At 48.7% G+C, this 24,491-nt stretch carries 24 protein-coding genes; 8 read left to right on the forward strand and 16 right to left on the reverse strand.

Annotated features, from left to right (window positions below; all coding sequences use genetic code 11):
• The first annotated feature begins 287 nt into the window (after nt 1-287).
• The 3 genes from efeO to HFD99_RS14560 are packed head-to-tail and all read left to right on the forward strand — an operon-like array spanning nt 288 to nt 4,389.
• Nucleotides 288-1,166: an iron uptake system protein EfeO gene (gene efeO, locus HFD99_RS14550; protein WP_016818509.1), complete on the forward strand. Its 879-nt coding sequence runs from the start codon at nt 288-290 to the stop codon at nt 1,164-1,166.
• Between the two features lie 4 nt (nt 1,167-1,170).
• The gene (efeB, locus tag HFD99_RS14555) at nt 1,171-2,535 is read left to right on the forward strand and encodes an iron uptake transporter deferrochelatase/peroxidase subunit (protein ID WP_016818508.1); all 1,365 of its coding nucleotides are present in this window, start codon (nt 1,171-1,173) and stop codon (nt 2,533-2,535) included.
• 24 nt (nt 2,536-2,559) lie between these two features.
• A complete protein-coding gene (locus HFD99_RS14560) occupies nt 2,560-4,389 on the forward strand; it encodes an FTR1 family iron permease (RefSeq protein WP_025365699.1) in 1,830 nt (609 codons plus the stop codon).
• 88 nt (nt 4,390-4,477) lie between these two features.
• On the opposite strand, the gene HFD99_RS14565 is transcribed toward HFD99_RS14560, so the two are convergent.
• The 12 genes from HFD99_RS14565 to HFD99_RS14620 all read right to left on the reverse strand — a co-directional run bounded on the left by HFD99_RS14565 (nt 4,478) and on the right by HFD99_RS14620 (nt 16,644).
• On the reverse strand, nt 4,478-5,758 hold the full coding sequence (locus HFD99_RS14565) for a type III PLP-dependent enzyme (protein ID WP_016818506.1): 1,281 nt from the start codon (nt 5,756-5,758) through the stop codon (nt 4,478-4,480).
• An 82-nt stretch (nt 5,759-5,840) separates the two neighbouring features.
• Nucleotides 5,841-6,929, reverse strand: coding sequence for a Gfo/Idh/MocA family protein (locus HFD99_RS14570; RefSeq protein WP_016818505.1), 1,089 nt, complete (start codon nt 6,927-6,929; stop codon nt 5,841-5,843).
• On the reverse strand, nt 6,926-8,077 hold the full coding sequence (locus HFD99_RS14575) for a hypothetical protein (protein ID WP_016818504.1): 1,152 nt from the start codon (nt 8,075-8,077) through the stop codon (nt 6,926-6,928). Before HFD99_RS14575 ends, HFD99_RS14570 begins: the two co-directional genes overlap by 4 nt.
• Nucleotides 8,078-8,094: 17 nt before the next feature.
• Entirely contained in the window at nt 8,095-9,627 is a 1,533-nt protein-coding gene (locus HFD99_RS14580; protein WP_123797587.1) for a hypothetical protein, read from the reverse strand.
• 49 nt (nt 9,628-9,676) lie between these two features.
• Complete coding sequence (locus tag HFD99_RS14585) at nt 9,677-10,489, reverse strand: ABC transporter permease (protein ID WP_017427353.1); 813 nt, start codon at nt 10,487-10,489, stop codon at nt 9,677-9,679.
• A gap of 1 nt (nt 10,490) precedes the next feature.
• Nucleotides 10,491-11,297 (reverse strand): ABC transporter permease, encoded by an 807-nt coding sequence (locus HFD99_RS14590; protein WP_016818501.1) that lies wholly within the window; start codon nt 11,295-11,297, stop codon nt 10,491-10,493.
• Nucleotides 11,287-12,279: an ABC transporter ATP-binding protein gene (locus tag HFD99_RS14595; RefSeq protein WP_016818500.1), complete on the reverse strand. Its 993-nt coding sequence runs from the start codon at nt 12,277-12,279 to the stop codon at nt 11,287-11,289. The genes HFD99_RS14590 and HFD99_RS14595 overlap by 11 nt, the downstream gene beginning before the upstream one ends.
• A 70-nt stretch (nt 12,280-12,349) precedes the next feature.
• A complete protein-coding gene (locus HFD99_RS14600) occupies nt 12,350-13,426 on the reverse strand; it encodes a BtrH N-terminal domain-containing protein (protein ID WP_167440939.1) in 1,077 nt (358 codons plus the stop codon).
• On the reverse strand, nt 13,419-13,664 hold the full coding sequence (locus tag HFD99_RS14605; protein WP_016818498.1) for an acyl carrier protein: 246 nt from the start codon (nt 13,662-13,664) through the stop codon (nt 13,419-13,421). Before HFD99_RS14605 ends, HFD99_RS14600 begins: the two co-directional genes overlap by 8 nt.
• Nucleotides 13,665-13,682: 18 nt before the next feature.
• Nucleotides 13,683-15,059 carry a preATP grasp domain-containing protein gene (locus HFD99_RS14610; RefSeq protein WP_016818497.1) on the reverse strand — a complete coding sequence of 459 codons (1,377 nt, stop codon included), beginning with the start codon at nt 15,057-15,059 and terminating at the stop codon, nt 13,683-13,685.
• Between the two features lie 66 nt (nt 15,060-15,125).
• Nucleotides 15,126-16,319 carry a radical SAM/SPASM domain-containing protein gene (locus HFD99_RS14615; RefSeq protein ID WP_016818496.1) on the reverse strand — a complete coding sequence of 398 codons (1,194 nt, stop codon included), beginning with the start codon at nt 16,317-16,319 and terminating at the stop codon, nt 15,126-15,128.
• A gap of 46 nt (nt 16,320-16,365) precedes the next feature.
• Nucleotides 16,366-16,644 carry an acyl carrier protein gene (locus tag HFD99_RS14620; RefSeq protein ID WP_016818495.1) on the reverse strand — a complete coding sequence of 93 codons (279 nt, stop codon included), beginning with the start codon at nt 16,642-16,644 and terminating at the stop codon, nt 16,366-16,368.
• Nucleotides 16,645-17,008: 364 nt separating this feature from the next.
• On the opposite strand from HFD99_RS14620, the gene HFD99_RS14625 reads away from it, so the two are divergent.
• From HFD99_RS14625 to nagA, 3 genes are read left to right on the forward strand one after another with little or no spacing between them, the layout of a single operon-like run.
• A complete protein-coding gene (locus HFD99_RS14625; protein WP_123797588.1) occupies nt 17,009-17,875 on the forward strand; it encodes a MurR/RpiR family transcriptional regulator in 867 nt (288 codons plus the stop codon).
• A gap of 2 nt (nt 17,876-17,877) precedes the next feature.
• Entirely contained in the window at nt 17,878-18,606 is a 729-nt protein-coding gene (gene nagB, locus HFD99_RS14630; protein ID WP_123797589.1) for a glucosamine-6-phosphate deaminase, read from the forward strand.
• Entirely contained in the window at nt 18,603-19,829 is a 1,227-nt protein-coding gene (nagA, locus tag HFD99_RS14635) for an N-acetylglucosamine-6-phosphate deacetylase (protein ID WP_167440940.1), read from the forward strand. Before nagB ends, nagA begins: the two co-directional genes overlap by 4 nt.
• Nucleotides 19,830-19,923: 94 nt before the next feature.
• Here nagA and HFD99_RS14640 read toward each other — a convergent pair whose 3' ends face one another.
• Nucleotides 19,924-20,904: a YhcN/YlaJ family sporulation lipoprotein gene (locus HFD99_RS14640; protein WP_123797591.1), complete on the reverse strand. Its 981-nt coding sequence runs from the start codon at nt 20,902-20,904 to the stop codon at nt 19,924-19,926.
• A gap of 194 nt (nt 20,905-21,098) precedes the next feature.
• Here HFD99_RS14640 and HFD99_RS14645 point away from each other — a divergent pair, with 194 nt between their 5' ends.
• Nucleotides 21,099-22,679: an esterase/lipase family protein gene (locus HFD99_RS14645; protein ID WP_025365710.1), complete on the forward strand. Its 1,581-nt coding sequence runs from the start codon at nt 21,099-21,101 to the stop codon at nt 22,677-22,679.
• 122 nt (nt 22,680-22,801) lie between these two features.
• Here the strand turns inward: HFD99_RS14645 and HFD99_RS14650 are convergent, their stop codons facing one another.
• The 3 genes from HFD99_RS14650 to HFD99_RS14660 form a co-directional block, all read right to left on the reverse strand.
• A complete protein-coding gene (locus HFD99_RS14650) occupies nt 22,802-23,467 on the reverse strand; it encodes a hypothetical protein (protein ID WP_016818489.1) in 666 nt (221 codons plus the stop codon).
• A gap of 70 nt (nt 23,468-23,537) precedes the next feature.
• The gene (locus HFD99_RS25700; RefSeq protein ID WP_016818488.1) at nt 23,538-23,678 is read right to left on the reverse strand and encodes a hypothetical protein; all 141 of its coding nucleotides are present in this window, start codon (nt 23,676-23,678) and stop codon (nt 23,538-23,540) included.
• 23 nt (nt 23,679-23,701) lie between these two features.
• Entirely contained in the window at nt 23,702-24,064 is a 363-nt protein-coding gene (locus HFD99_RS14660; RefSeq protein WP_016818487.1) for a hypothetical protein, read from the reverse strand.
• A 187-nt stretch (nt 24,065-24,251) separates the two neighbouring features.
• Between HFD99_RS14660 and HFD99_RS14665 the strand changes: the two genes are divergently transcribed.
• Entirely contained in the window at nt 24,252-24,455 is a 204-nt protein-coding gene (locus HFD99_RS14665; protein ID WP_016818486.1) for a hypothetical protein, read from the forward strand.
• Nucleotides 24,456-24,491 lie beyond the last annotated feature (36 nt).

A 24,491-nucleotide genomic window follows, 5' to 3' on the forward strand; every position in this document is an offset into this window, starting at 1 on the left:
GGTTTTGTGTGGTGTAACAAGGTTAAGGGATACAGTCAACACATTTTATGTCATGTGCTCAGGTATGGTTCAATGTGCGGATAAAAATGGGCATAGGCACCTTACTTGTAGCTTTAATGACGAGTTGAACTTTGTGTCTAAAATATGTATTGACAGGCATATAGGCCAGCCTTATGATAAGAAAAAATGCGACTGATAATCATTATCAAAAATGATAATTCGTTATAGAGATCGCGCTACAGACTATGGTTCAGGGCCAGTTTGGCCAGAAAGGGTGTTCATTGATTATGAAACTACGTTATGCCGTACCGGCCGGAGTGCTGGTCTCTTCTATTCTGTTTGCAGGTTGCGGACAAGCCGGAACTGCGGATCAGCAGCCTGCTGCAACATCCAAAGATACAGGAGCAACAACACAGACCACGACTCCTGCGGCGACTGCTCCCAATTTTGATCAAGCGGTTGCGGCTTACCGTACCTATGCAACCGAGCAATGTGATACGTTTGTGAAAAAGACAGAAGAATTCACGAACGCAGTCAAAGCTGGCGAGCTGGATAAAGCCAAGGCTTTGTATGCTCCAGCACGTATGTACTATGAACGGATTGAACCGATTGCGGAAGCACTAGGCGATCTGGACCCGAATATTGACGCTCGTGACGGTGATGTGGATGCAGCAGATTGGCGCGGATTTCACCGTATTGAGAAAACATTATGGGAAGAGAACACCACCAAAGGATTGGATGAGTTTTCCGACCGCCTGCTGAGTGATGCCAAGCTGCTGCGTGCCAAAGTAGAAACAGTTAACATTGATGCCAGCTTGATGGTAACAGGTGCAGTCGAGTTGCTGAACGAAGTTTCTACCTCGAAGGTAACGGGTGAAGAGGAGCGTTATTCTCATACGGACTTGTACGACTTTGCGGCCAATGTAGAAGGTGCTCAAAAGATTTATGACATTTTGAAAACAGATCTGAACCAAAAAGACGCGGCGTTGGAAAAGCAAATTGGTGAGCGCTTTACAGCCTTACAGCAGGAGCTGGCTCCTTTCAAAGACGGCGAAGGCTATGTATCGTATACCAAACTGAAACCGGAAGAAATTAAAAAGCTAAGCCAGAACCTTGATGCTTTGGCAGAACCGTTGTCCCAAATGGGGAAATTGTTAGGAGTGTAATGATATGAAAGGCTTTAAGCGGCAAAAAGGACAAGAAAAGTCGCAGTATGCGGAATCCCGTAATGAACAGTCTGATCTGACAGAAAAGGATGCTCAGCCAGCGGATGATGAGCGATCAGGAAAAGGCAAATCTGTATCACGCCGTGATCTATTGAAGCTGGCCGGGGTAGGCGGATTAGGTCTACTGCTTGGCGGCGGTGGCGTGGGCGCTGTGCTGTCAGCCAGTCAACGCCTCGAAAGCATGATGACGGAGGCAGATACCAAAGATGTAGTTCCTTTTTACGGCAAACATCAGGCGGGAATTGTAACTCCGGCACAAGATTTTATCTGTTTCGCCGCTTTCGATCTAACAACCCCCGACAAGGAACAGGTGCGGAATCTCTTCAAGGCCTGGACGGAAGCAAGTGCTACAATGACTTCTGGTGTGCTGCTTGGCACCGATAATGAAAATATCAACCTCCCTCCTTCTGATACGGGCGAGGCAGCGGGATTATCTCCGTCCCGGACGACGATCACTTTTGGGGTGGGTCCCTCCTTTTTTGATGGACGGTATGGCCTGGCAGGGCTCAAGCCTGCCGGGTTCCGTGAGCTGCCTCGTTTTCAAGGAGATGCCCTGGATGAGCAATGGTGCGGCGGTGATATCGGAGTGCAGGTATGTGCCAATGACTTGCAGGTAGCTTTCCATGCCCTGCGTAATTTGGCGCGTATCGCCAGAGGAACGGCGGTACTCCGTTGGACGCAGGAAGGTTTCCAGCGGACGGCACAAGCTGATCCTGCGGGCAGCACACCGCGCAATTTGCTCGGCTTCAAAGATGGCACGGGAAACCCGGACACGTCCAAGGCAGACGAGATGAATCGGCTGGTGTGGACACAGACCAATGACGGACCAGCATGGATGGGCGACGGCAGCTATATGGCTGTACGCCGTATTCGTATGCGAGTAGAGGTGTGGGATCGTTCAACATTAGGTGACCAGGAGGATACCTTTGGACGCCATCGCAGCAGCGGTGCCCCACTGGGCAAAAGCAAAGAGTTTGACAAGCTGGATCTGGCGGCTACAAGCCCTGAAGGCAAGCCGCTTACGCCCCCTACCTCTCATGTGGCATTGGCTCATGGGAACGGGAGCATTAATATTTTGCGGAGATCTTATTCCTATTCAAGCGGATTAGACAAACAAACAGGACAGCTCGATGCCGGACTGCTGTTCATCAGCTACCAGCGTGATCTGTTCAAGCAGTTCGTTCACATTCAGGAGAAGCTTGCACGTAATGACAAGCTGAACGAATACATTGTACACAAAGGCAGCGCGGTGTTCGCCTGCTTCCCAGGTGTGTCGCAAGGCGGCTACATCGGGGATACGTTATTTTAGCAGCAGGCAAGGAAGGGGATTTATATGAATCGGCGCAATAAAAGCTTGGGGTGGGTGTTTGTGCTGGTGGCGGCTCTGCTGCTGACAGTAACTCCCTTCATATCCGGCTATGGGTCGGCCGTTTTCGCACAATCAAATGCTAAAGCTGTCTCTAATGATCAGCTGATGCCTGTGGTCGGCGGAGCACTGGTGGAGGCGGGACAAGACCAATGGACGGAAGCCTCCAAGGACCTAAAGGAATTCCGTGGTTTATGGGAAGCTGTCAAAGCAAATGGCGGGGATTCAGCCCATATCGCGGCCGTAGATCAAGCTCTGACCGATGCAGAAGAGGCGCTTTCCCATGGCGGTGGGGATTCAGCGAAAGCTGCGTTATCCGTGCTGGCGCGCTCGGTCAATGAGTTCGTGACGGCTGCCGAAGGAGATCAACCGGCTCCTGCCGGAGCTAAAGCAGCGGAAAAACTGCTTCCTATGGCGAAGGGCAGTCTGGCTGCCATGCAAAAAGGCGATTGGGCTGCTGCGCGGGTGGATTACGACCGAATCGTTAAAGCCTGGTATCAGGTGGAGACCCCGATTCGTCTGGACCATTTTTCGGTATACAGTTCGCTTGAAACAAAAATCAGCCTTATTCGCATCTCTATGCAAGCAGAGCCCATACGTCAAGCACAGGCTCTCAAGGAAATGCAGGAGTTAACGACGCTGCTGTCTGATTATAGTCAGGGCAAACTTGTGAACACAGATCAAGGGGCAGATGCAGGCAATGCCGCTGCCGGAGCAGCGAATGGTTCAACAGCTTCCCTCGGCGATGCAGTCACCCTGCTCGAATCCGCACGCCAAGATGTTGTAGCTAATCAGCCAGAGCAGGCCGCAGACAAGGTAGGTCAGTTTATCGCTACATGGCCTTCTGTCGAAGGACATGTACAAATTTCCGATCCGGCGTCTTACACTGCGATTGAAAATCAAATGACCGAGACTTCTGGATATCTGCTGTCTTCCCCACCGAATATGGATAAAGCCTTGCAGACTCTTGATCAGATGCTGGACAGGCTCCGTCCGTTGACCGAGGAACGTTCTTATACTGCATGGGATGCCGCACTGATTTTGCTGCGCGAGGGCATGGAGGCCATTCTCGTGCTCGCAGCTCTGCTCGCGTATGCCAAAAAAAGCGGCGAAGCTGTGGCTGGACGATGGATATGGGCAGGAGCTGGTACAGGACTGGTGCTAAGCGGAATACTGGCGGTGCTGTTCACCTCGTTGGTGGCAGCTGCTGCATCGGGCAGCATGCGTGAGCTGTTGGAAGGTGTCACCGGGCTGGTAGCAGTTGTACTGATGCTAACGGTCGGTAACTGGCTGCATAGCAAATCCAATGCTGCTGCGTGGAACCGCTTTGTGGAAAACAGCGTGGGCAATGCGCTAGCACGGGGCAGCCTATGGTCGCTCTTTGCGGTTTCTGCGCTCGCGATTCTACGTGAAGGGGCCGAGACAGCTATTTTTTATATCGGTATGGCTCCGGCCATTGAAACCTCGCAATTGCTGATCGGTATTGGCTCGGCAACGGTTATACTGGTCGTCCTTGCTTTAGCGATCATCAAGTTCAGTGTAAGGTTGCCAATTCGCGCCTTTTTCCTGACCGCCACTATACTGATCTACTATCTCGTATTCCGATTTCTGGGCGAAAGTATTCATTCCCTTCAGGTGGCAGGCAAGCTGCCGGGACACACTGCGTCCTCGCTTCCTTCTATTAGCTGGTTGGGAATGTATCCAACTTGGGAAACATTTGTCCCACAAGCCCTTGTGCTGATCTTTATGGTATGGCAGCTTGTCCGTCAGGAAATACGCAGCTCCAAAGCACGTTAAGTCAATACTACAATGCTGAAAATGTAAAAAACGCCAAATCACAGGTCCGATGGATATCGGCTCCTATGATTTTGGCGTTTTTACATACTTACATCACATCCTCAGGCAACGCAATCATACGCTGATGGTGCAGCAGGTCCGTGCGATCACCGTGTTCACGAATGACATGCACTTCCCCGCGATAATCGAGCAGTTCCGCTGGAGTAGCATGTCCCAAAAAATATAATGGGCTGTAGCTTAATCCATAGGCTCCTGCGTTCGGAAAAGCAATATAATCGCCTTCGCGAATCGGGGGCAGCTCCGCTTTTTTCACAATACAATCCTCGGGTGTACAAAGCGGACCGACAATGCTTACCGTCTCCAGCGCCGTGGAAACCTCTTCTCCCACTTGTCTGCGCATAATTCGCACCGGGTAATTGTCCCTTAAGCGGCGTCCCCGAAAGGTAGCTGAGACGTAGTGATTCATGCCGCCATCAGCCACGACAAACTTCTCTCCCTTGGATTCCTTGGTATACAACGCCCGGCAGACATACATGCCTGATTGAGCGACCAAATACCTGCCGCTTTCAATGATCAGCCTAACCCCGGGCATACTGGATCGAGTCTGTTCCGCGAGTGCATTGAGTCCGTCAATGACGTGATCCATATCGAGCGGCTGTTCATGAGCAAAATAAGGTACACCAAACCCACCGCCCAAATTGACCGTATGCATCGCCACACCATACTGAGCCTGCACCCGTTCTGCCAACTGCAAGGTATTCGCAAATGAAGCTAAAATCTGATCCGCTTTCAGCATTTGCGTACCTGTATACACTTGAATGCCTTGAAAATATACGTGCGGGCAATCTTCCAGCACCTTAAAAAAGTGATCCAGCTGCCCTTCATCGACTCCAAAAGGGCGCGGAACACCGCCCATTTTAATCGTTGCTCCCGACAGGTCATTATCGGGATTAATTCGAACCGCAGCTCTGACAAACACGCCTGTTTGGGCAGCAATGTCCTCCAGTAGACGTAGCTCTCTCACCGATTCAACATGGATGCAGCCGATCCCACAGGCTATCGCCTCGCGCAGCTCGGCTACCGTTTTCCCCGGCCCAGCGTACAGCACATCCTCCGCAGCATACCCGGCCTCCATGGCGACGAACATTTCTCCAGCCGAGGCAATTTCCACACCGCAACCTAACGAGCGCAGCAACCCAGCCAAGGCTACGTTACCATTAGCCTTGAGCGCGTAATGTACACGCACGGCCGGATGTAACCGGGCCAGCAACGAGCTGACGTGAGCATGCAGCGCGTCCCCATCATAATAATAAAAGGGTGTCGGATGCTCGCCGAATCGCTCCAGTAAGACTTGATCCTTTTGATCCATCTGCCGAATCCCTCCTTTCTTTGCTTGGATACTCTGTATTTGGTATTACTCGAATTTCACCGATTGAAAACCACAATCATACTCATATGGCATAGATCGCCTCGCCTGAGCGTGCTGCTTGATGAATAGCTGCCAGCAGTCTGACGCGTTCAGCAGCCTCATGAAATGGAATGGGCTCCGTTTCACCCCGGATGATGCTGCAGAAGGCATCCAACTGATTGACATAATAGTTCATGGGCTCAAAAACCGTTTTGCTATGCGAGGATGTCTGTGATAACAAGGACTGTGCTGCCGTATCTGTTATATTCACCGCGATATCCTTCTTTATTTCCGTCTTGAGTGTCATTTTATAAAAGCCTAAATTCGCCCGAAAGCAATCCTTTAAGGTGACTACTGCCGAATCAAAGGTCAGTACATGAGCACAGCGATAAGGTCGCTCAAATGAGAAGAGGGCAGATGCCTCTAGTCCGCTTGGGTAACGGGCTTGTGCACGAAATGTCCAGTCACAGCCATGGGGGCCATCGAAATCCGATTGACTGTGGAATTCCGCCTGCTCCAATCCAACGACGGCCTGAAGCAATTGGAGCCAGTACACACCCAGATCCCAAAAGCAGCCCCCGCCTTGCTCCGGTCGGGATCGGTAATTGTCCGCATGCCCCTCTTTTGCCGGAATGCATAGACTCGTCTCTATGGAGCATAAGCGACCATAGCGACCCGATTCTACGATTCTGCGCAGCTCACGTTGCCAGGGATGATGCTGCACCATGACTCCCTCCAGCAGATAAGCGTTGCACTGGTCGACGATAGCTGCCAAAGGAGCCAGATCAGCCGTATTCAGGCATAACGGTTTTTCCACCAGCACGTGCTTATGAGCTTGTAAGGCTCTGCCAATCCACTCAGCATGTAAATCGTTGCTGAGCGCAATATATACAGCGTCGATGTCTGGGTCTTTTAACATATCCTCAGCATGTTGATAAACGACATTGACTCCATAACGCTCTGCCATTTCTTCCGCCTTGGCAACCGTACGGTTCGCAAGCGCGGTCACGCGTGCTCCTGCAACATGTCGGATCGGTTCCAGCAACGCACGAGGGGCAATGGCAGAACAGCCAATGATCCCAAAGCGAATATCTGGCATCGCAGGTTCTTGCGCAGCCGCGGCCGCGTTCATGATCCCTGCTCCATTCCTGATGGCACTTGAATGCTCTTCACATAGGACTCTATATAACGCGGCGTCCGACTGCGCAGCTCTACGATCCTCCGATGCATTTCCTCCAGAATCTGAGCACTGGCGCCATAGGTTCCAATCCACGTCTCGTAGCGCATGCCTAACCCCAGACGTTCCCATAGATCCGCATTATGCTTCTCATGCACACCAAACGGCTCCAGCATAATCAACGGAGTAGCTGTAGCGAACGAATCGGTCAGGCTGCCGCCACCGGGCTTGCTGACAATGGCCTGGGCATGACATGCTCGGTCCAGCATGCAATGGTAATCCGGTCCGACCTGATACACCGTTTCCTCACCCATTTTCACCTCTCCGAAAGGTGGAAATGTATGCTCCCCGGCTTCATTTCGTTGCCATGTTCTCCATTGCGGGTCCATCCGAAAATAGCGTATACTGTCCCGCTGTTCATCTGGCTGATCCTGATCATACAGCAGCAGATCCAGTTCCCAGCCCGCTTCTGCCAACCGTCCAACCTTCTCACGGTAGGTGCCCATCCCCCAACCGCCGCCATGTACGAATAAGCGGGATTGCCGTGCTTCAAAAGGGATATGCTCCACTGCTGGGATGTCAATATAGTGGCTGACTCTATTTTTATCATTTTCAAACAGGGTCGTTTCTCCACAGCCATCAGCAAAATGCGGATGATGCTTGGCTAGATTTTTCCAAGAAGGAGAAGGTGTCGAATCCATATACACGATGTCCACATACACCGACTCCGGCTCTCTGCGCCTGCGATACTCCTCCAGTACATACATCCAATGACCGGATAAGCATATAAAATACCGCCGATCCTCTTCTATCCATTGGTTCAGCAGTACTTCCATCGCTGCGGGGTCCAGTGAATGACGCATATCCTGCGGAACCTTTTGCGACATTAAGGCCACTGCAAAATTGTCATGGTAAGCTTTCCGACTTTTGTCGACCTTGAGACGGGCCGATTCTGGCAGTACATTTTCAAATACATGGATCGCCGTATCCATGCCCAGCTTGCGAAGACCTGCTTGCAGCAGCAAGCCAGGGGTATAAAAGCCCAATCCGAAACCGGAACACAAAATCGTTACCTTCATAAGCTTCTCCGTACTCTTACGCATGCTTATACGCCTCCCGTTTAATTCAGCACTGTAAAATGTCGCTCTGCCAAAAAACGCTCCAGCTTGGTAGTCAATCGCATTTTTTCCTCATCGCTCGCAGCAACCAGTTCCAAATAAAGCCGGCCTTTGCCTCGTGCCCGTTCATTTCCGTCAGCTTCTTGTTTACCATTCAAATCAGGCTGACTCATGCCGTTCCCTTCTGGTCCGCCATCGCTGGCTCCAATTCCACTTACGCGAACCTGCTTGGCAGATGATCTGCCTCCGCGCCCGGTTGTGTTTCTGCTTGGCGTGGTTGTATGACCTGCAGTCTTGTTTTCACCGTCTCGTCCACCTGTGTTTACATATAACGTATTGGCTCCCAGAGGCATGACACCTTCCTCACGCTCACCTGTGAATAGCAATCCCTCGCCTTTCAGCCCTTCCAGCAGTTCTTCATAGGATAGACTCCCATCATGGGACAGCGAATAATTCGTCAACGTGCCATGCATATTTTTCCCGGCCAGATAGGTATCGAGCTGATGCTTGATCAAACTCATCGACTTTCTGGCATTAATTTCGATAATGGGCTCCAGCTTCCCGCCGCGAAGTGTCATGGAGTCAATACAAACATCGCCATAATATCCATCCCGATACAATTGCTGCCCCACGTCCTGCATCAAGCTAAAATAGCCGTCGCGCTCCAAACGTTCCATAAAAGCCTTGTCTGGCGATAGGGATTCCCGATAGGCGAATTGAGTATTAGCCAGCCATTGCACAGATATAATGTCGACACGTCCATCATCGCTAATCGTGAATTGGCATGAAAAATCCTGCTCTTTCTCCAGAAAAGGCTCCAACAGGAACAGTACCCGTTTGCCTTTACGCTCCTGTCCACGCAAATACGATACGACCCGGTCCAGCATTTGTGTCGAGGTAATGTGTAGATTGCCTTTGCCCGATACGCCAAAATCATCCTTGATTAAAAAGCTTCCATCCCGCAGCAGTTTACGTCCTGCTTCAGCGACATCCGCAAACGAAGTCACAATATGGCCTGGATTGCGCAGACCTAGATTGCGTTTTAGCTCAGAGGAATAGGTTTTGGCATTTACCTTGCGAATGGTTTCCAGCGGTGGCTGATGCAATGTAATTCCCCAAGCACGTGCGGCCTCCTCCACATGCGGCAACCCCGCAAATGGACTAAGCACACAGCCCTCCAGCTGAGGAAAACCTTCATCGGCATCCGTCTTGCGACTGCTCAGCAGCTCAAAAACGGATGCGGCCGACACATTGCCCGCCTGTTCCATTCCGTCGGTCAAATCCCGTTCATTTACAGCCGGATGAAAGCCCAACTGCGCAATATACTGACGATGTACAGGTGAAATGGCATACCGTGTCAACAAGGCGTCTCCCGGCTGGCAAAAGCTAAATAGCAATTCATCCATAGCCGCTACAATGGCCGAAGAAGACCGGTCAGGCAGGGCGGGCAGGGAAGCTAGCTCGGTATCTCGCCAGTAAGCCTCCGCTTCGAACGTGCCCATATATAAATGACGCTGGTTCGGTATCGCATTCATATGATTCGCTTCCTTTCCTGCTTCATTATGAACCTACTACACGGTAGCCCTACTGGCTCGCGCTCGTATAATCACGTAGAGCAAACTGCCATATCAAGCGGATAATCGCCAGCAGCCAGAGAGGTGCGAGAAATGCCCATAGCATCAAACCGGGTTCCATTTTGCCGAGAATGAACATGGGCGGAAAATTACAGATGACAAACACCGGAAGCACAAACAAGCCAATACGCTGAATCAGGTTACTATATACGGCCATCGGCACGTAGTTTGTCTCGAAAATGCTGTTGGACAGCTCTGTAACCCCATTCGTGCGGATAATCCAGAAGGCCAGCAATTGGGGCAGCAAAAACACGGAGTATGCCGTAAGCACTCCGCATCCGAGCAGCACAGCGAATCCTCCCACGGTTTCCACATCAAATGGCAACCCCAGATGATACCAGCCAATGCCTGTCATGATTCCACCGCCCACGACATTCGGCACAGTATAGCCCAGTTCAAATTGACGCAGTGTCACCATAAATTGCAGCGATACAGGTTTGGTCATGAGCACGTCCAGTGAGCCAGTGCGAATTTTGTCAGGCAGGCTTGTAAAATTACTGTAAAATAATCCACTATAAAATCCGCTCATCATCGTAAACACGCCGATATATAAGAGCATGGCATCGGGAGACCAGCCGTTAATGTCCGTCCCAGCGCGATATGGAAGCGATGCGTATAGCAGCTTGATAAACAAATAAGCGGTTTCAACCAAGCATGCACTTATAAAATTAGTGCGGTATTCCATTTGCGACATGACGGAAAACTGGACAAATTTCCAGTACAGTCTGAGGTAACGTCCAACGTTTCGAAAAACATTTTTCATGTTAACCTCCCACCGAGACAAAGCGTTTGACTCCGGCTTGCCACACCCAGCGCGATACGGCCGCCAGCACTGCAATCCAGATCCATTGCACGCCAATGCCTTCAGCGGCTTCCAGCACAGTCAGCTTGCCCGTCAACGCATTCACCGGAAAAAATACGGTATAGCTGAACGGCAGCAGACTGAACAAACGGGCCAACGCATCTCCAAAAATCGTCAGCGGAAACACAGTACCGCTAGCTACATAAATGACAAGCGACACCGTATAAAAAAGTCCCGCCGATTCTGTCATCCAAAAAGCTATGCCACTCAGCGCATAATAGACCACAAAATTAAGCACAAGTGCTCCCGGCAACGCCAATATGTAAAGCAGGATGTACGATAGCTCGAAGCTAATTTGTCCTTCCAGGCTAAGGCATAACAGCAAAATAGCAGCCGCCAGCAGCACAACTGCGGACTGTATGACTTTGCCTCCAATAAACCGGCAAAAACGGTAGGCAAAATAATGTACAGGCTGTACCATGAATTTTGCCAGTCCACCTTCCTTGATATCTGTAGCAATTTCGTATTCAAAGCCTGTAGCAATCAGTTTTCCAGTTACTCCCGCCATAACCACATACACCAGCATTTCCGGCAGAGAATAGTCCACCACTCTTGCTTGTCCTGAAGAACCGAATACCGCAAGCCAGAGAAAAATTTGTGTCATGATCGGTAGCATAAATCCCGCCATTTGTAGCCAATAATTGGCTCGATACTCCATTTCGTTTTGCATACCAAGCTGGAGCACCTTCACATATTTGTTATTTCGCATCGGCCAGCCTGCCCCCATCATACAAATTGGCTATCCCCTCTTCCAGCGGGACGTCCTCAATCGTAAAATCAACGACAGGCAGTGCATCCAAAATCTTTTTGGACCAAGTCAACGTATCTTCTGCGTCCAGCTCAAATACCGCCTCCAGCTCCGAGTTGGAGCGAAGCTTGCCGAGCCCCGCCAACGTCAGGTTGGATACAGGAGTCTCCAGTCGAACCTTGAGCAGTTTACGAGCACCCATGACCTCATTCACCTTGTGCAAGTCTCCGTCATACACCAATCTGCCCCCACTGATAATGATGGACCTAGTGCATAAATCCTCAATGTCCTTCATGTAGTGGCTTGTCAGCAAAATGGTCGTCCGGTGTGTACGATTATAAGCTTTGAAAAACTCCCGAATCCGCCGCTGAGAAACAAGGTCCAATCCGATGGTCGGCTCATCCAGTAAAATGACTCGTGGGCGATGCAGCAGCGCGGCGATTAGTTCCATTTTCATACGCTCGCCGAGCGATAGTCGCCGCACCTGCACATGAAGCTGCTCCTCCACCCCAAGCAGAGTGACCAGCTCATCCAGCGCCTCTTTATAACGGTTATCATCGATTTCGTAGATAAGCTTGTTCAGCTCGAACGACTCGCTTGCAGGCAAATCCCACCAGAGCTGGTTTTTCTGTCCCATTACGATGGAAAACTGACGTTTAAACTCCTTTTGGCGCTTCCACGGGGTAAAGCCGAGTACCGATGCCTCCCCGTCTGTGGGATGGAGAATGCCGGACAGCATTTTGAGCGTCGTTGTTTTGCCCGCCCCGTTTGGGCCAAGAAATCCGACAATCTCACCTTCCTCAATGCTAAAGCTAACATCCTGCACAGCCTTTTTGGTCAGCTGTTCACGCTTAAACAAATTTTGTAACGATTTGCGCACGCCCGGCTCCTTTTTGTAGTACGTAAACGTTTTCGACAATTGGTTTAATGTAATGGACGGCAATGAATTCCCCTCCTCTTTCCTCTGTGCGTGATACCTGGATGAACATGCCTGATATAGCCGAATGCTTAGACTACTCGGCTGCTTGCTCAGCTAAAATCATCAATTCCTCCAGCATATGGCGCTGTCTTTCAATCAATTGCAGAGCCCGCTCTGTAATCTCAGGCATCCGATGCTTGCGCAGTTGGAGTCCTGTTTTGTAAATATGCAGATTAAGCTTGTGCCAATCCCTGTGAAGTGCCTGCGCCAATTCAATGACATGCTGGGTTTGCGGCCCAAGCGTATCTTGATGCAGCCGGCAATAATCAGCTGTATAATCTGTCAAATGAAGAGCGCTGCCTAATCGCAGATTGTAATAGATTTCATGACAGTACGTCCGAAACTCCTGATCCTCCATGTCTTCTAACAGATGGAAGTCATCGACAAATGACCGGTAACCTGCATCTCCCCGCTTGACCTGCTGATCTGTTGCAACTTTCTCACCCGTCACATACTGACGAATATGGTAAGCACACGCAGCATGCAGCTCCCTTGGCGAAAGCGGGACAGGCTGCTCCACTAGCCATGCATACTCAATAATGCCCTGCATGAGGTCGTCGAGCCGGGCTGAGCCCACATAAGTCATCGCATGTCCCGAGGAATCGAGCAGGAAGCTATCATTCACCTGTGCCGTCCGTTCTTGCAAGTCCAATCCGCACAACTCAATCACATGGCCCCTTGGGTAATTTTTCACATATACGTCGTGATAGGTTAAAGCGGTGCTGGACGTATGCAGCATCGTACCATAGCCGGATGTGAGCACCTGCAACAGGTCGGTTTCATTGCTGACTCCTTCGATCCACGGTTCTACCCGAATAACCGGTCCGCCACTGGCGGCCATTTCTTGAAGCTGCTCCGGATATTTCTCCGGTCCGAAGCGCTTCAAATCTCCACCATACTCTGCGCACATACTCCCACACAGCATGAACAGCTCAGCTTCCGCCATGTTCACCCCATACCTCCGCAATGAAGTACGCAGGGAAGAATATACACAATGTTTCCCTGGGAGAGCGTTTGCGATTTCTTCTGCACTATGGTCAACTATGGAATCATGACGAGTTCCCATATCGGATTGCAGCCTAGGTCTTGTCTGTTCAGCGCCCTTATGCATATTTGCCCAGCAGACGCTCAATGCCTTGCAATGTAGACAGATGCTCCAGCACCAAATCGTCGTCCTCCATCGTAATATCAAGCTCATTTTCTAATTCAACAATTAATTCAACAGCAGATAAGGAATTCAGCCCCAAGGTTCGCAGATCCTGATCCGGAGTGAGCTGTTCCAGCTCGCCGGGAGCCAGCTTCAAAACCTTTTCCAGTAAAGGTACTACATGGTATACGTCTGTTTTCATTCTCGATTCCCTCCTAATTTATGAGCATCCTAATCCAGCAATGATACCTTCCAATTTGTGCGCATAAGCATCAGCTTCCTGCCAGCTGTCTGCCAAAATAAGTGTAAAAATCCGGTTCACATAGCCCCGCTTCACAGGAATACCAGACAAAGTGCCCGCCGTATAAACAAACACCCCTTCAGGTCGCTCGGGTGTATATAGCAGGCCTTCCTCCGCCAGCAACCCGCACAAACGGCTGTAGGTGAGAGGTGTAGTGGTCACGTTGCGATAATAACGGGACAAGGTCTTATGCTGTTCTCCCAAGACAGAGGACAGGAACGAGATGTAAGTAGACAGGGTAAATCTGCCGTTAATCTCGATCACTGGAACCAGCAAACCATCTTCGTCAACAAAACCGTCAATGGAGGCCATTCCCGTATACCCGATGGAATAGAGATACGTTCCCAACTGATAAGCGCATCGTCTCACTTCTTCCTCCAGCGTTTCGCCAATATCAGCGGGAACCTGGGACCCGATATAGACTGTGCCGTCTACGTTTTGCCTTTTTAGTGAAAACATCGTCACCCCACCGCCCTCGTCAATGCAGAGCTGGTAGTTCAGATCCATTTGCTTATTGTGCCAGCGCTCCACCAGCCAGCCGCCAGAAGACGATGACGAGCCGCCGAAGCGTCTCATCACACTCAGCAGTGTATCCAGCTTGGACAGCTCGTCCAGCATATACATGCCTTGTCCCGAGGCACCGTGCGGCTGCTTAATAATCAGCTTCACGGGCTCGTCCGATAAGCCAGCCAATCTCTCACATTCTCTGCGAATTGCCGCTTCATCTGCACACACAGCGCCTTCACTGACAGCAAAACCAAGCTTTTGTGCGGTCAGACGGCTAAATATTTTATCATTCACCTGGGCGCACACCGCAGATGGAGCGCCGATCAGCTCCAGCCCGCAACGCTCCGCAATCGCTTCCTCCTGCGGTGTGACCGCATAGGGTACGAGCCATGCTTTGGTACCACCGCTGCTATGGCCTGCATCCGCAACCGCGCGTAATCGTGCCAAAAGCGCGTCATCCGCCAGTACCAGCTCTGAAATCGGCGTTAGCGGATCAGAGGGCTCTGGTACCTCAATACGCGGCAGGCTGAAGCCTAACCGCTGAAGCATGTCCAGAAATGCCTCATCCGGCTGTTCACGGAGTACAATGACATCCTGACTTCGGCATAGCAGGAGATTCATTTCCTCCATCCGGTTTACAACCTGCTGTTCATCCCGGTCTACCATGCCCCCCTTCCGGGGGGATGGATGCCACACTTGCTCTGCGCCGATATTAAACAGCCAAATCAGGACCCCATGATCCCGTTCATGAGCAAGTGCTTCCACAAGGTTAATCGTTTTAGTCGTCACGTCTTGTCATCATCCCTCTCTCTTCCATCTAGTAGCGAACAATATCCATAGGAGATCCATAGGAAACTAAATGTATTTCAGAGAGCCTGCCCCGTGCAGATACAGTACACTGCATTTGGAGCACACCGGCGTCAATCCTTCATGGTTAATCTTTTGACGGGTTTTTTCATACGCATCCGAGTTCCATATTTCCTTCAGACTGTGCTCACGCAAACTTCCAATTGTGAACTCACTGAAAAATTTGCAAGGCATAACCTTTCCGTCTGGTAAAATATCTGTTCTGGAGGTGAGCGCCAAGCAATGATTGGAACAACGGCTGACCATTTCCTCGCCATGTATAAATTTATCAATTTCCTCATAATCCAAGCCGGGCTGATAGCGCACGCGAATGTTCCATACCCGCTCATTGATCCGCTGTAATTCCTGCATCAGAGGGTCAATGTTAGCCGGGTTGATTTTATATTTGAAAGCATGCCAGCTACTAATATTTTTTTCTTCAAGTTGTCGGAGCCAGGAGAAATTACGTGTAAAATATTCATCCATTTTAAAGGAGGTTTCTTTGGAAATGTACCAGGGGAACGTCAGCAGCACCAGATCCAGCCTCTTGTCCTCCAACATTTGCAGAAATTCGTACATCCGTCCGATCATGTTATCGTTAATGACCGCATGGACAGTTACCCGTCCCTTGTACAATCCCTGATCGCGAAGTTCAATCAGCTTATCCATCTGCCGCATTGTTTTTTGAAAGGTGCCTTTACCGCGTATTAAATCGTGTTCTCTTTCAAAACCTTCAATCGCTATTAACAATTCCAGATTTTCAGACAAGTCCAAAATCCGGTCCAAATATTTATCAATGAGTAGTCCATTTGTACAAAAGGTCATTTCACGCCGATCTTCCGCCAGCACGTCCAAAATTTCATCAAAGCGCCGGTGAAACATCGGTTCACCACCCCACATGTACAGTCGGGACTTAACCTCCTTCGTTTCGCTCAAAATCTGCCGGAGCATGTCCGGGGCAAGATCCATATTCTGTTCTTCTTTATCCATCTGGTGATGATAGCCTTCCTCGTTCCATTCAAAGCAGTGCGTGCATCTTAAGTTGCAACGGTTGGTCAGCTTAATACCGATCGTCTGGGGCATGTCCGTTTTGAAAGCAGGGTCCTGTGTTGCGTTACGATAAGACACGGAAGCGTTTTTCAGGTTACGCTTGATGAGCTTGAAAGCCTTCTCATCAATCAGCACATTGCTTTTGGGCTGCATGCTAACACCTCGTTTAATGGATTTTCAGGCAAAGTCTACCCTACGTTCAGACTGTCTCCATACCTTCCGGGTGCGGCACTTGCTCCGCATCGCTCATTTCTTGAATGTAACTGCAAAACGCATCTACTGAACGGAGATGTTCCAACTCAAAGGAATCAAAATCAATCTCCACATCAAATGCATCCTCCACTTGCAGCATGAAATGAACCAATTGCAACGAATCTAGTCCTGCATCATGAATAATGTCCGAATGTCCATCCAGCTTAGCGACCAATTCAGGATCTTCCTTGACCGCGCTGATCATTTCAATCACTTGGCTTTGCATAGCAAACTCCTCCTTGTGAATGAGATACTACTCTTCCGTCCAACGATGCCGTCTAAAAAGCTCCTAGAAAATTTCCTTGCTTGGAACTATATTCAATTATACTCCTCCATTGAAGAGACAAGTCAATAGGTTGTTTTGTAAGTAAAAGTCGCAAGATGTAAATTAATGTATGATTACTTCTACAAATTTTTCTGCATTCATTATTCATTTTATAGAAGCTACACTTGAAAGCGATCAGCCTCTCTCCTCTTGTATGAAGAGCGTAATTATTTTACAATATACACGAAAATATTTTTCTTTATTTTATTGAATTAAACGATACTTTTTTTCATAAAAGCATTATATAGCTAAAGGAGCACAGCCCATGTCCCCCATTCTTCATACATTATCCCATCGACTGGAGCAGTTGCCCGTACAAGAGCGTAAGCTGGCGGAATCTATCCTGCAAGCCCCGGAGAATGTGCTGCACCTGGGTATTCGGGAACTGTCAGAGCGTTGTGGTGTGAGTGCCGCAACCGTTACACGGTTTTGTAAATCACTCCATTTTAAAGGGTATCCCGATTTCAAAATGAAGCTGGCCGCCGAGTTGTCCCATTCCAACCTTACAGGTGAAGAATCCTACCAGGACATTGTGGCTGGAAATTCACTTTCCCGCATCGTGCAAGCTATTCAGGCAAACCATACTGCCTCCATCGCGGACACGACCCGGCTGCTGGATTTCGACAAGCTGGAGCAGGCCATTGCATGGCTGTCAGCCACAAGCCGTATTGATCTCTATGGGATGGCGACATCCTCGATTGTGGCTCAGGATTTTTACCAGAAGCTGATCCGTATTGGCAAGAATAGCACTGCCTTCGCGGATTCTCACATGCAGATCACCTCTGCCTCCTCGCTCGGAGCGGAGGATGTAGCCTTTGCCGTCTCTTATTCAGGAGAAACCCAGGAGACGATTGCGGCTCTCCGCTGTGCAAAGGAACAAGGTGCTAAAACATTATCCCTGACCTCCTTCGGAAACAATACGCTGGCAAGCCTTGCGGATATTGCGCTATTTTCCTCTTCGTTGGAGGAAGGAATGCGACGTGGAGACATGGCCTCCCGCATCGCCCAGCTTCATATTATAGATATCCTGTTTACAGGTATGGTGAGCGCTAATTTTGACAAATATATTCCGAGATTGGAAGGTTCATATCAACAAGTGAGTAAGCTCAAAAAACAACCAGGGGGTCACTAAAGATGAACATTCGCATTTTGAACAGCCGTGAGGACCTGAACGCTACTGCTGCCGCTGTGATCGCCAGCTTGCTGCTGTCCAAACCACAAGCTATGCTGGGCTTGGCCACCGGTAGTACGCCGATAGGCATTTACCGACATCTTGCAGATATGTACCGCAAGGGACAGGTGAGCTTTGCACACGCCTATTCCGTCAATCTTGATGAATACGTTGGCCTTGCCCCAGAACATCCGCAGAGCTATCGCAGCTTTATGAATGAGCACTTGTTTCAGCATATCGACATTCCCATATCTCATACACGCGTCCCTAACGGGGATGCACTAGATCTCACAGCAGAATGTGCAGCACACGAGCAGGCCATTTTGGATCATGGACCTGTAGATCTCCAATTGCTTGGCATTGGTCATAACGGTCATATCGGCTTTAACGAACCCGGTCACAGCTTGACCGGAGCCACACATGTTGTAGATTTGAAAGAAAGAACGCGCTCAGCGAACGCCCGATTTTTTGGTGATATAGATGCAGTCCCCAGACAAGCAGTGACGATGGGAGTTGGCACCATTCTGAAGGCGAAGCAAATTATGCTGGTGGCCTTTGGCGCAGAGAAGGCCGACATTATAAGGCAGGCTTTAACTGGCCCCGTCACAACGGAGTGTCCGGCTTCCCTGCTGCAATGTCACCCCGATGTGCTTATTTTATTGGATCAGGAAGCAGGAGGATGGTTCAAATGAAGTCAGATGAACTGAACGGTAACATACCGCAGCTATTGTATGGTCAAGTCGTCGTTGGGAATGACATCATCGACAACGGAGTTGTCATCATTGAGGGGCAATCCATCGTATACATTGGTTCTGAGGAGGATTTGCCCGTGGATTGGACCTCAGTGGTCTTGGGCAATCCGGAAGAAGGTGCCACACAAGCGGCGAATATTGTTCGTCTGGAAGGGGGTTACCTGCTACCAGGCTTTATCGATATTCATGTTCACGGCGGCAACGGTGAGGACTTTATGGACTCAGATTCGAGGGTGCTGGATGTCATCACCTCCTTTCACAGTTCGCAAGGAACGACGGCTATGCTGGCTACCACGATGACCGCGCCCAAGGAACGAATTGATCAGGTATTAAGAGAAGTTCACACATACATGGAACTTCCCATGCCCCATGCTCAGTTGGAGGGGGTGCATCTGGAAGGACCGTTCATTAGTCCGAACTGGGCAGGAGCACAAAACCCGGAACATATCGTGCCTCCGAACCTCGCTTGGGTGGCAGAATGGGAGCAGTGCTATCCGGGCCTTGTTCGCCAGGTCACACTTGCGCCTGAACGAAAAGGCGCCCTTGAGCTCATCACATGGTTGCGTAGCCACGGCATCACCGCGGCGCTCGGTCATACGAATGCTACGTATGAGGAGATTGAACAGGCAGCATCGGCGGGCCTGAACCATGCAGTCCACACCTTTAATGCCATGACTCCGCTGCATCACCGCAAGCCGGGAGCTACGGGAGCTGTACTCGCTGATCCGCGCATTGAAGCAGAGATCATCGCAGATGGCATTCATGTGCATCCTGCCGCCATTTCCCTGCTTGCCAAATTAAAGCAGGACCATAATCTCATCCTCATCACCGATGCCATGTCTGCTACTGGACTGGAAGACGGTCATTATACACTCGGCGATTTGCCAGTGATTGTACAGGACGGTGTCGCACGATTGGAGGATGGCGTCACTTTGGCAGGAAGCACCCTAACGATGATTGAGGGCTTCCGCTATCTCGTTCAACATGTAGGCTTGAGTATTCCCGAGGCATCACAAATGGCCAGCCTGAATCCAGCTCGATCCCTGAACATAGCTGATCGGACAGGTTCACTTGAAGCAGGTAAACAAGCAGATGTCTTGTTGCTGGATGCTGACTTAAATCTGCAAGGGATATGGATTAAAGGAGTTCGCAAATCGTTATAGTTATATAATCCCCGCAAAAGAAAGAGCTATTCCATCAGCGTAATTGCCGAGATGGGATAGCTCTTCTTTGGATATTCACATTTAAGGGTTTGAATTAGCGATGATTCATTGGTGCGGGCGTATTATTTTGTGGACGTGTTGGTGTATTTTGCATTGGACGGTTTGTATCTGCCGCCGAAGTCGGGAATACACGTTCAATCACATCCACCATTTCATTGCTCAAGCCTCTGATCGGATGACCATTTTGTACACTGTGTGTAAAGTCAGAGGTTTGTTTAACAAAGTCCGGGTTAGCCGATACATGCACCTGTTCAATGGAAGGAGCAAATTGCTTAATCTTGTTAGCAATACGACTCTTGACTGCATCACTTGGTTCATATGCAGTTCTTGCTCCCTCGATGGTGTTGTTGCCGTTATCTGTGCGATTGTTGTTGTTCGTCAAGCCACGCAACATACCATACGAGCCTGTACCCATTGTTCCGTACAAACCGTCGTCACGACGTGCAGGTGTTCCAATCCCGGTAACTCCATTATCTGTCATTCCAGGCGTTGTAGTACCTGTAGTACGGTTCCCTCTAGTGCCATTCACGCCATTCACACTCGGTACATTTCCGTTACCCCCAATACTATTAGCACTTGGAGTACCGTCAATGCTTGGAGCATTGACACCCGTTCCGTTGGCTTGGTCTTTCAAGGAAACGGCTACATAGGCATGTCGTTCACCGACCAGCACTGTCGCAGACTTTACATCCGGCATCTCGGATATACGTTTGGACAAATTGCGATCGACTTGCAGATTACGGATTGGGTGTCCGGTTCTGTTGCCATTTTCATTCAGTGACATTCCGTCCATACCATTGGATTTTACCCCATAACGATTTACACCGTCCATACGGTTTACACCGTCTAAACCATAACGATTCACACCATCCATATTAGGCGTGCTTTGCGCATTATAGCGGGTAGCGTTCGTACGGACGTTATGATTTGCAGTCCCACATCCTGTCAAAGCAGCCATGCTGGCAAGTAAAGCAGCAGAAATCGTCAAACTGATGACCTTCTTAGTTCCTGGCATGAACTCATCCTCCATACATATAAAATGTGTGACGAGATTAGCATGCGCCATCAATCTTAGGGATATCCTGACTAAAAAATGACTAAAAAAATAAAATTTTAATGTAAATATGAAATACAATTGATGATTTACCACAAGATGGCATGTATAATAAGTTTGAAATACTTAATTTTACAAAAAGGAGGATTTACAGTTTGAAGAAGCTCACCGTTTTGATGCTCATTTTTTTGTTATCCGTCACTCTTATCCCCGCCGGTGCTTTTGCAGGCTCCACTACACCTGAAGCACCGAAAGCTCCCGCCGGAAGCTGGACAGAAGGCCCAGCACCTAATCGCGTTGATCCTGCCAAGCCTGCATTATTGTTTGTACATGGTTTGAACAGTAGCGCCGAAGTGTGGACCAAGAATAATAACGATATGCTTCAGAAAGCCCGTGACGCTGGATACCAGACGGCCAGCATTAATCTGTACGATGCGAATGGCGCATCCCAGGATATGTGGGACAATGGCAAGCTGCTAGCCGACAAAATCAAAGTCATTAGTAATCATTTTGGAAAAAAACTCATCATCATCGCCCACAGCAAAGGTGGAGTGGATACTCAAACCGCTCTCGTGTATAACGAAGCAGCTCCTTATGTACAACGTGTCATCACCCTCAGCAGTCCCCATCATGGCTCACAACTTGCAGATCTCGCCTACAGCAGCTGGGCCGGATGGCTGGCAGATATCGTCGGCTCACAAAATCCCGGCACCTCTACTTTACAAACATCTTATATGAAGTATTTCCGAACTAAAACCGATGCACTCAGCAACGCGACTACAATTCCGTTCTTCACGTTTGCTGGTGATAACTGGTCTGGTGGCACTGCTTCCTACATACTGGGTGGACTTTATCTCTCATCCTTCGGCAAAAATGATGGAGTGGTCACAGTCGACAATGCTAAACTTCCCGGCGGACGTGTAGTTAAAGTCGGTTCCTGGGATCATGCCAAGGTTCGTACCGGTTCTTACGTCTTCTCCCTGATCCTACCTTACCTCCAAGCGAACACTCCAGCATTGAATCAGGAAACTGAGGCATTTTCAGCAGCATCTTCCCTGACTGCTTCTGCTGTACAATCCACCTATAACGAGATCGATAATTCATATTTTATTCGAGGCGGCGATTATAATGGAAAAGCCTCCGAAACCCTTACGGTTGAAAATGGTGTCCAATCCATTGATCTGGACTGGATCAGTGATAAACGTGTAAGCCAGCTTGAGCTGACCAAACCTGACGGTACTAGCGAATTGCTTCAAGTGAAAGCAGGTCGTGATGAAGAAATCTTTGCTGGTGCCTGGCATCATAGTGCAGTAGTTACCAATCCCCAACCAGGCATCTATAAGTTGAACGCCGTTATTCCTGATCATGGTGCGTATCTCCTGATTGCACGCTATCATGCCGTTCAAGTCCCTGAGCTTAAATACAATCTAAATGCAGTGGGTCCAAGGCTAAACCTGAAGTCCCAGGATTCCCCGGCCAGCGTCACACAAGTCACTTACCAAGTTCAATACTATGGTGATCCGCAACAAGGAATCACTACAGCGTCCAAAGGTCTGACGTTGCAGCAAAAAACCGTTAACCCTACTGGGCAAATTGAGCTTTCTAAAGCGGACAAGCCGGGCATCTATTCCGTAACGTATGAAATTAACGGTACCACAGCAGCAGGATATCCTTACCGCCGCACAGCAGTTCAATCCATCTATATTGATGCTGACGGTAACAAGTATGTTGACTAAATAAAACTACAATTTAATAAGCCTGCAAACACCTATTATAGTATGGGCGTTCGCAGGCTTATTTATCATTCCAAACATCTTTAATAGAGATAATACGATGTAATCTATGCATTGTGTTCTGTTCAATCCGTTGTCTGATTCTTCAGTTTATTCAGCCAATAGTAGCGATGTAGCTCCATAATAAAATGAAAAAGAACAAATGCAAGCATGGAATAAACACACATCAATACTGTAGCAACGAATTGTTGTGTAGCAAAACCAAGGGAAAGATTGGCTATCAAATAACCAGCCCCGGTAAATGTGATCATTGTTACTACAGCTTCTCGCTTGTGTTTTTTCTTCACTTTTGGTTCTTTCTTATAAGTTGAAGGATCTTTGAATTTCGTCAGATGATATTTTATATAGCAGTATAAAGCGATTCCATAAGCGGCAAAAGAACTTATAAAATACCATGGGGTATCCAGACCCAACATACCATAAGCAAACTTTTGTGTCATGATCATGAAGCCAATAGAGCATACCAAACCAAATACACCACGGAATAAAACATAATTCAATTGCAATTTGCTTGGCATGATGACCAGTACAAGAGCCCAAATATTAATCACAACAATCGGTGGCATCAGCACATAAACATAGACTGCAATGTAGGGGTTTCCCATTAAGGGAATAGTTAAAAACAGATCTAACAGCAATAAAACAAGAATGATAACATTGGAACGAATACGGTTAACTGGATACAACTTCATATTTTTTTCAAATAAAGCCCTGCTATCACTCATAAACATACAAGCCCTCCGTCACATAAGTTAAACCTACCGATAAGGATAGACAAGACTATATCCAATGTCCACTTTTCTAGATCTCTGTCTTCAGCTCTTGCCGCAATTCTTCAATAAAATCAACCATGATACTTTGAACAGCATCTTCACGGGACATACGTATATATCGACTCGTCCTCTGAATGTCTTCCTCGAACAAATAAAGTATCCTGCTCATGGCCTCCTGATCCCCACGTTGTGCTAATTTGAGCCATTGGACGAACTCAGCATCCGAAATAACTCTTTGAGCATTTTCTTTTTCCATTTATTCACCGCCTGTTGGGATAGCTTTAACTCTTTTGCAATCTGCGCTTCGGTTTTATCTAGTATGTAAAGGTCAAAGATGATCATTTTTCCGATCTCAGAAGATAGAGAGTTGATAAGCTGTAGTGTGTACATATTAGAGTTTACAGATTCTGCAAAAGATGGGGCGCTGACAGTTTCGTTCTTTTCCATTACAAATTCATGATTGGTTTGTACCCGAGCACGATACTGGATTCTCCAAGCAATGCGGTACAACTTCTTACGGTATTGTTCGACCAATGTTAGCTGAGATTTCTCCAATATAAATCACCCTTTCTCTTTGGATTTGACTTTTTCTAAATCCTCATATTATAGGGTAATTTGCAATCCTGTTTTACAACCAAAACAGAACATTTGTTCTTATTTATTATACTATTTTTACAATCAGTTGTATATGGTTCTTTTAATTTACCTTCCTTTATATATGGCTAAAAAGGAGGGAAATACATTGCAGATGGATGATGCTCTTTCTCTGGTTACCAACGTAGGCTTTCCGGCTGGGCTTTGTTTTATTTTATTGCGGCACATCCTGCACACGATGGAAGAAAAGTTGGATAAGCTGGATCTCTCACTTCATGAGCTGATTCAGGTCATCCAAGATTTAAATGTCAATAACAGCCCTTCTTCCAAAAGCAGCAAGCCTGATGAATAACGCACACAAAAAAGCTCCACGCGGCGATTATTCGCC

Origin of the sequence: Paenibacillus sp. EKM301P, from assembly GCF_011800295.1 — a bacterium.
Lineage (GTDB): Bacteria > Bacillota > Bacilli > Paenibacillales > Paenibacillaceae > Paenibacillus > Paenibacillus polymyxa.